This window comes from Neptunomonas sp. (assembly GCF_016744175.1).
Taxonomy (GTDB): domain Bacteria; phylum Pseudomonadota; class Gammaproteobacteria; order Pseudomonadales; family Balneatricaceae; genus Neptunomonas.
The window spans coordinates 17,378-25,782 of record NZ_JADGEV010000053.1; the positions used below are offsets into that span (position 1 = coordinate 17,378).

Here is an 8,405-nt window from a genome sequence, read left to right on the forward strand (position 1 = left end):
CTCCTCACCCGACAATTGATTAGCCATTCTTAGCGTCTCAATAGCCGACGATAAAGCAATCATAGTAAAGTTATCTAACAGTAAGAAGCCAACACGAGTTAGCTTTTTGTTTTTGAGCGCAGGGCTAAGCGTATCAATTGAAGTCATTGTAGAGTCCTCACCAAACCCCTCTGTTTTTCACAGTAAGAGGTCGATTCTTATTTATAATTATTATCTAAGAACTATTAGTTCAAATTTTAGTTTCATTGTCAGTTCATACCTTCCAGAACATCATTTTTCAAGCTTGAATGGCATGAATGGCAACTAAATTTTAGCTGTTGTAACCCTGCTATTTCTGCACAAAATTTATCGTGGAATTATCACCAATAATATCCCTCAAATAAAATAAAACACATCAAAAAACGACGCTTAAATAACAAATCCTATCCAAAAACGACACATGAAGAATTATTGCCTGATAAATATCAAATCCTCCTATATGCAAAGTGGTTTTCTTACATCAGCACTACTACAAGAAATACTAATAAATGTATCAAATGTCTGAAATAGACATGTATCTGGTCGTTACAGTCATGTCGTAAAACGCCGCTCGGCATAGAGTGACTTTCTAAGGCCGTATTCATTCGACAATGCTCGAACAACCATACCAATACCGCCATATTGCTAATAGATCCAGCCATAAAAATAACAGGAGTGTATACATGACTAGCCACTTTGATAACCGTGGGGTTGTTTATAAAGGCCCCGGCGAAGTTGCCGTTGAATCGATCGCATTTCCAGAACTCTCCATTGGTAAAAGAAAATGCAACCACGGTGTTATTTTACGTGTGTTAACAACCAATATCTGCGGCTCTGATCAGCACATGGTGCGCGGCAGAACAACGGCAGAAGCCGGTTTAGTTTTAGGCCATGAGATTACCGGACAAATAATCGAATGCGGTTCGGATGTCGAATTCCTTCACCCGGGTGACGTTGTATCAGTTCCCTTCAATATAGCGTGCGGGCGTTGTCGTAACTGTAAAGAAGGCAACACAGGCATTTGTCTTAACGTTAACCCTGCGCGCCCAGGTGCTGCGTATGGTTATGTCGACATGGGTGGTTGGGTTGGAGGCCAGGCAGAATATGTCATGGTACCTTACGCCGACTTTAATTTGCTTAAGTTCCCAGACCCTGAGCAAGCAATGGAAAAGATTAAAGACTTAACATTACTGTCTGACATCTTCCCAACAGGGTTCCATGGCTGTGTAACTGCCGGTGTTGGCCCAGGATCAACCGTATACATCGCAGGTGCAGGCCCTGTAGGCCTTGCTGCCGCAGCGGCCGCACACTTATTAGGCGCTGCCTGCGTTATTGTTGGTGATATGGTTACAGACCGCCTCAAGCAAGCTGAAAGCTTTGGCTGCGAAACGATCGACCTGCGCGAAGATGGCGATATGGCCGATAAGCTAGAAGTAATTTTGGGTGAACGAGAAGTCGACGCTTTTGTAGACTGTGTCGGTTTTGAAGCACATGCATGTGGCTGCAACCACGGCCAAGAAGCACCAGCAACAGTATTAAACTCAGCGATGCAGATTACCCGTGCAGGCGGACAAATAGGTATTCCTGGCCTGTATGTAACAGAAGATCCAGGTGCTATGGATGACGCAGCAAAAGTGGGGGCTCTGAGCATGCGCTTTGGTTTGGGTTGGGCTAAGTCTCATTCATTCCACACCGGCCAATGTCCAGTCATGAAATATCACCGCCCATTAATGCAAGCCATTCTTTTTGATAAAGTAAAAATTGCTGATGCCGTTAATGTTCAAATGATCTCTTTGGACCAAGCGCCTGAAGGCTATGCTGACTTTGATGGTGGTGCTGCGAAGAAATACGTTATTGATCCACATAACAGCGTTAAATCTTAACACCTTAGTCTTGTATGACAACAAAGCAAAGACGCTAGTAACGCTATAAGTTGTAGCGTTATTAGCACAACACGAAAACGCATCATTGTTAAGCAGCCATTATTGATTCAATACTCTGCTCACAATAGATGCGTTTCTTGTGACTAAAGAGAAAATCAGAAACTGTAGATACCGTTAAAAATTGCTTAAAGCCATAGATCGGAAATCGGGGTATCTGGGGAGTAGCGGTGCGCTATTTGCGCTTGCAACAACTCAGCCGTAGCAATCGCATCAGTGAGTGCTTCATGCTGTTTATAGAAAGGTAAGCTATAACGCGTACGGCTATCCGACAGACGAATCGACGTCTGCTTTCGGCCAATAAAACGCGAACACTGAGCCATAAACCCATTACGATAAACACGTGCTTCTAAATCCATGGTATCCACTACCGGAAAATAGACCCCCTCACCTAAGCGCTTTATTAGCACCTCATTAAGAAACTCCCGCTCCATATAACGATAATGTACGACCACGACTCGCCCGGCCAATGCTGTTAATAGAGGCTCCAAGATGCCCATTAAATCTGGTGCGTTATTAATATCAGAATGCGTGATTCCATGAATCACTACTGACTCCTCCGCCAAATGCTGGCGTGGATTTAATATCCACTGCTTTGCTTCTTTGCAGTAGATACGCTCTAGCGTAAAAGGCACCAAGCCAATACTAACAATATCGTCTTTTTTGGCATTTAAACCGGTAGTTTCAAAATCCAGTGCAACAAAGGACACCTCTTTCAAGGGTGTATCTTTAGAAAAGCTGCCACTTTCATAAAATGTGCGTAAGCGTGAATCATGGGCTACTGCTGCTTGCTCGCTCATTCTAAGCGACCAATTAATGCTATCTTGATGTTTATTTATGAAGCCCGACATTCTGAATTCCAGATTTAGGGGTAACGAAATTTAAGAAAACGCTGACTGTTACTCAACACTTGGAAAGCATCTTTCAAGTTGCGTCGCTCAAACTCAGATAGGTGCTCAGGTTCAATATTATTATCTGCTGGACGTTGTGCCGCGATATCTAAAGCTTGATGTCGGATTCTTACCATCGATATAAACTCAAGCGCATCTCTTAAATCCGAAATACGTCCTTCAGGAACAATTCCTGCTTTAATAATATCGTCAAGCCTTTCAAAAGAATTTCTTGCTTGCGAACCTACGGCTAATGCATGCACTCGAATTAGATCAGCGATGGGCGCTGTTCCTCGGCGCTTCAAATTAATTGAATTGCGATGCTCACCATCTTTTTCCATAACAAAGCTCTTAAAGAAGCCCAATGGGGGTGTTCGACTCAGAGCATTACGTGCCAAGTTTGATAAAAAACGTGGCTCACGAGATGCTTTTTTTGCCACGAAAAAGTTGAGCTGTTCAGCCCACTTTACCTTTCCCCACACACCTTCAAGATCAAAAAATATCGAGCAGTTCAGTAATGCCTCCGGTATAGGGTTATCAATCCAGTCGGCAAAACACGCCTCCCACTCCTTCCTTGTTTTTCGCCACTGAGGGTTTGTTGCCATAATACCGCCGGTACAATAGGTATACCCACAAGCAGCCAAACCATCGCTCACAAATTTAGCCAGCGCCTCAAAGTATTCGCTGTGTAATTTCGAGTCGTAGCTGTTGTCTAAAATCAGCGCGTTATCCTGATCGGTAATAATCAGCTGCTCATCTCGCGCCATCGAGCCAAGCGCTAAAAAACAAAAAGGTATAGGAGGCGGGCCTAAATGCTCTTCGGCCAATTCTAGTAAGCGTTGCTTAAAGCTGCGCCCTATAACAGACATAGCACTGCCTATCATGTGAGAGTTAGCATCTTCATTAACTAAACGTACAAAGCAGGGAGATACCTCTTCAGACAACAGCTTAAGCTCTTCTACACTGTTCTGTCGAAATACTGTACTCACCATGTAGAGACTACTTTGCGATTCATAGCGCACGATATCTGACACAGCAATAACGCCCACCGGTCTGCCCTTATCCAAGATAGGGAGATGGTGCAAGTTATAGCGAAGCATACACAGCATCGCTTCAAACGCATATGCATCACTATCGAGAGTAAGGAGGTCGGTTGTCATCACCTGTTCTATCGCAACATCCGATGAAATTCCGGTCGATACCACTCGCGTGCGCATATCTCGATCGGTAATAATACCAACAACCTGCGGCTCGCCACTTTGCCCTTGGCCCTCTGACTCTGTGTCAGAGGGTGATAGCGTATCGACAATCAGTAGAGAAGACACTCCCTCCTCGGTCATCTTTATCGCCGCTTCACGAATGCTAGCGCTGCTTTCAACAATCACAGGTTGGCGAGAAATCATCATGGTCGCCTTTGAGACCATTAAGTTATTACTCTCCTTTCCCGATACTGCATGCTGTAAGCTTGAGTGGTCATCCATTTCGACAAAATAAGCGAAAGCTTCAAACTGCTCACACAATAAAACAAAAACTGATTCAGGGATAAAGTAAATGAGCGTATCTTCTAGTGCTCTAACGGGCAGGCGAATGCGGTTGTTCATCAACAACCCCATCTGTCCAAACAGCCCTCCCGGGCTTAAGCGATTATAGAGATCGCCATTACGACGATAGATTTCAACAGAACCGCTGCGGATCATACACAAGTCGTGTATCTCGTCCCCAAATTGATAAATATCGCTATCCGCTCGGTAATAAGCAATTTCTATCTGTTGAGCAACCGTATTAATGGTTTCGTCAGGTAAGCCACTAAAGGGCTGAAACTGTTTTAGAAACCCCGCAATCTCTATATGTTCTGCTTCCATCAAACTCTCTATTTATACGCCAAGCTATTTACACATCAAAGTGATGTGTAACCGTTTAAACTGCTTGTGTGGCCATTATTAAAAATCAACAACCACGTCACCGTTAGGCACACTACAACATGATAGGACATAACCTGCTGCAACGTCTTCATCTGTAATCCCACCATTATGCTCCATCGTTACCTCACCTGCTGTCACTAACACTTTACAGGTACCACAAATCCCCATACCGCACGCCTTTGGAATCTGTAGATCCAACTTAGAAGCCGCTGCATGTACCGTTTCCCCCGGTGAAATTTGTATACTTTTACCAGCAGAGAAGAACTCAACACGAACCATATCAGCCGGTACAAGTGCGTCAGTTTCTTCCTGAGCGATCTCAGCTTGCTCTATTGCATCTTCTTCAACATCAACTGGCGTAGCACCAAACGATTCCTCATGATAACGATCCATATCAAAGCCGTTGCTTTCTAACAACGCTTTAACTGCTTTCATATAAGGTGTTGGGCCACAGCAGAAGACTTCACGTTCCATAAAGTCTGGCGCCATCATTAGTAGCTTTGCCTGATCAAGATAACCGCGATAACCCGACCAAGATTGACCACGCTCAACTTTTTCACAAATCACATGTAAAGTGAAGTTAGTGATTCGCGAGGACATATGCTCAAGTTCACGCTGATAGACAATATCTTTTGAGGTGCGTGCGCTATGGACAAACGCCATATCTACATCGGCATTGGTATCAAAAAACCAACGTGCCATCGACATAACAGGCGTAATGCCAACACCACCCGATAACATCAACACTTTAGTTGCTGGGTAATCGATACAATTAAACTGACCTACTGGACCATGTACCGCTAATTCATGCCCTTCTTCTAAGTTGTCATGCAACCAATTAGACACATGCCCGCCCGGCGCACGCTTAACACTAATGGAAAAGCTATAAGGTACCGAAGGAGAACTCGATATCGTATAAGAACGCATCACCTGCTGTCCTTCAATCTCTAGTTCCAGCGTGACAAACTGTCCCGGTTTAAAAAAGAACATAACCGGCTGTTCTGCCATAAAACAAAACGTTTTCACATCCCACGTTTCATCAATAACCTTTACACAACGTACATTATGACGACCATTCACCCATGTTTGTGTATTAACCGGTATGAATGCATCGGTATTCACCGCTACCGCTGCTGGATTTGCCATCGCTCTTCTCTCTATTATTCTTCGCATGAATGGAACTCTATGCGTGCATTCTCAGCCCTGTATCCATTACTCATTTAGCCAATAGCGACAAAAACTTGCTTATAGCGACACTTATCTATTTTCACTGTGCCAATAGGTCGATTTAGAGATGCTTTCGTGTCGTAAATGGTCAAACTGCTTGCGCCCTATTGTAAGAGGATTAGCACAAGGTCAATGCTGCTACATAACGTAGGGGTTTTACGCCGAAACAAGCAAAAATTTACGCACACTCTGGTGCTAACGAGGATAAGAAGAAATGAACCAGAACGATCTGCTAAACGTCACCAGCGCCACCTATGCTGATGCACGACAGGAGATGGAGCAGCTGCTGGAAACACGTGAGCCTGACTACTCACTTCCACAGCCCTTGTACAACGACCCACAGATGTTCCGCGTAGATATGGAAGAAGTTTTCCAGAAAGAGTGGTTATTTGTTGGCATGACCAGCGAAATCCCTACCAAGGGTGACTACTTCACTGTCGAAATCGGCCAGAACCCTGTACTCATCGTACGCGATGCAGAAGGCAACATTAATGCATTCCACAATACCTGTCGCCACCGTGGTTCACGTATTTGTACTAAACACCGCGGCAAGGTTGCCAACCTAGTTTGTCCTTATCATACATGGACTTACGACTTAAAAGGCAACTTACTTTTTGCTGGCTCTGAAATGGGCGAAAGCTTCGATATGAAGCAAAACGGCTTAAAAAAAGCCTTTTGTAAAACAGCCGGCGGGTTTATTTTTATTAGCCTTGCAAAAGAAGAACCTCAAGGCGATTTTGATGAGTTTCTAGCAACACTGCATGAATACATGGAGCCATATGATGTGGAAAACACCAAGCTTGCGGTGGAGTCCAACATGTATGAAAAAGCTAACTGGAAGCTCGTTATAGAGAACAACCGCGAATGCTATCATTGTGCAGCTAACCATCCTGAACTGCTTAACAGCTTGCTCGAATGGGACGACACTAATGACCCACGCGCACCCAAAGATTTTGTAGAACATTACAACGCACAAGCCGCTGAATGGGATGCCGAAGGTATACCGCATGAGCATCGTAGCTTTGGTCCAGGTAAGCGCAATCGCATTGTGCGTATGCCACTTAAAAAAGGCACGCAAGCTATGACGATGGATGGATCCGAAGGTAGCAAAAAACTACTCGGGCGCATCAAAAACCCACAGCTTGGTTCTATGCGAATATTGCATCTACCAAACTCATGGAACCACATGCAAAGCGATCACTTTGTCGTGTTTCGTGTGTTGCCTATCTCGGCTCAAGAATCCTTAGTGACAACTAAATGGTTTGTACATAAAGATGCTGTTGAAGGTATCGACTACGACGTAGAAAAATTACGTCATGTATGGGATGCAACCAATGATCAAGACCGTGTCTTAGGTGAAGAAAACCAACGGGGTATAAATTCAGTTGGCTACCAGCCTGGCCCTTACTCAAAAACATACGAGTTTGCTGTAATCAACTTTATGGAGTGGTACAGCGAGACGGTAAGAGCAAACCTAAACAAAGAAAAGTAACAACAGGTATAGCTTTAGTTTATAAATACAAACCTGATCTCTCATCCAGTGTTAGATCAGGTTTATTCGCCATCCAATATAGCGACAAACCTCTCCTACCAAGCTCAACAAAAACTAAACCACTTTCTACATTGAAGGTCTTTTTTTATTCTAAAATTGGCTCTAGCAGTCCATTCGTTACGTATTTAAGATTAAACTCAAATAGATACAAGCATTAATTAAAGAACGCACTCATCATTTATTATGGTTTACCTTCACCGAAGTGAGCATTGTTATGCAATTTGAGCAGTTACTACCCTTCTTACTGATCGTTGCTCTGGGCACCTACGTTCAAACCGTTACAGGTTTTGCTTTAGGGATGATTATTTTAGGTTTTGTAGTACAGTTTGAACTAGCATCAGTCACCTTCGCATCCGTTATTATTAGTTTTTTGATGCTCGCCAATGGCCCTATCGCTTTGTATGGAAATATAAAAGCACTGGATAAACCCGCGTTAATCTATTCTCTATTAGGGCTATTTCCCGCCCTTGTGGCAGGTGTTTTCTTATTGAGTTATTTAAGTAGTGAATTCACACAGGTATTACAATGGGTTTTAGGCGCTACCATAATCGGAGGAGGCCTATTCATTCTCCTTAAGCCTGAACCGATAAAGGAGCGGAGCAATCATTTATCATTTATATCTGCGGGCCTCGCTGCTGGTTTATTTGGTGGCTTGTTTAGTATTGCGGGTCCTCCGCTTGTCTATCAATTTTATCGCCAGCCTCTCCCCCTGCAAACTATTCGTTTATGTTTGATCACCTCCTTTCTACTCATGAATATTATGCGATTAACCGTACTAGGGATTCAAGAAAAGCTCAGCGCTGAAATGTTCTGGACAAGCTTGTGGTGTTTACCTGTTGTTGCTGCATTTACTTTA

At 43.7% G+C, this 8,405-nt stretch carries 6 protein-coding genes and 1 pseudogene; 3 read left to right on the forward strand and 4 right to left on the reverse strand.

What is annotated here, in order from left to right:
• A pseudogene (locus QZZ55_RS17540) lies at positions 1-147 on the reverse strand (GlxA family transcriptional regulator); the annotation flags it as partial.
• 554 nt (positions 148-701) lie between these two features.
• Here QZZ55_RS17540 and fdhA point away from each other — a divergent pair.
• Positions 702-1,901 (forward strand): formaldehyde dehydrogenase, glutathione-independent, encoded by a 1,200-nt coding sequence (gene fdhA / locus QZZ55_RS17545; RefSeq protein ID WP_028470187.1) that lies wholly within the window; start codon positions 702-704, stop codon positions 1,899-1,901.
• 185 nt (positions 1,902-2,086) lie between these two features.
• Here the strand turns inward: fdhA and QZZ55_RS17550 are convergent, their stop codons facing one another.
• The 3 genes from QZZ55_RS17550 to QZZ55_RS17560 form a co-directional block, all read right to left on the reverse strand.
• A complete protein-coding gene (locus QZZ55_RS17550; RefSeq protein ID WP_293268722.1) occupies positions 2,087-2,809 on the reverse strand; it encodes a 3'-5' exonuclease in 723 nt (240 codons plus the stop codon).
• Between the two features lie 14 nt (positions 2,810-2,823).
• Positions 2,824-4,710: a putative nucleotidyltransferase substrate binding domain-containing protein gene (locus QZZ55_RS17555; RefSeq protein ID WP_293268723.1), complete on the reverse strand. Its 1,887-nt coding sequence runs from the start codon at positions 4,708-4,710 to the stop codon at positions 2,824-2,826.
• A gap of 78 nt (positions 4,711-4,788) precedes the next feature.
• Positions 4,789-5,892: a hybrid-cluster NAD(P)-dependent oxidoreductase gene (locus tag QZZ55_RS17560; RefSeq protein ID WP_028470184.1), complete on the reverse strand. Its 1,104-nt coding sequence runs from the start codon at positions 5,890-5,892 to the stop codon at positions 4,789-4,791.
• Positions 5,893-6,211: 319 nt separating this feature from the next.
• On the opposite strand from QZZ55_RS17560, the gene QZZ55_RS17565 reads away from it, so the two are divergent.
• Complete coding sequence (locus tag QZZ55_RS17565; RefSeq protein ID WP_293268724.1) at positions 6,212-7,489, forward strand: aromatic ring-hydroxylating dioxygenase subunit alpha; 1,278 nt, start codon at positions 6,212-6,214, stop codon at positions 7,487-7,489.
• Between the two features lie 274 nt (positions 7,490-7,763).
• Positions 7,764-8,405 (forward strand): sulfite exporter TauE/SafE family protein (locus QZZ55_RS17570; RefSeq protein ID WP_293268725.1); only part of this gene is annotated, 642 nt, incomplete at its 3' end.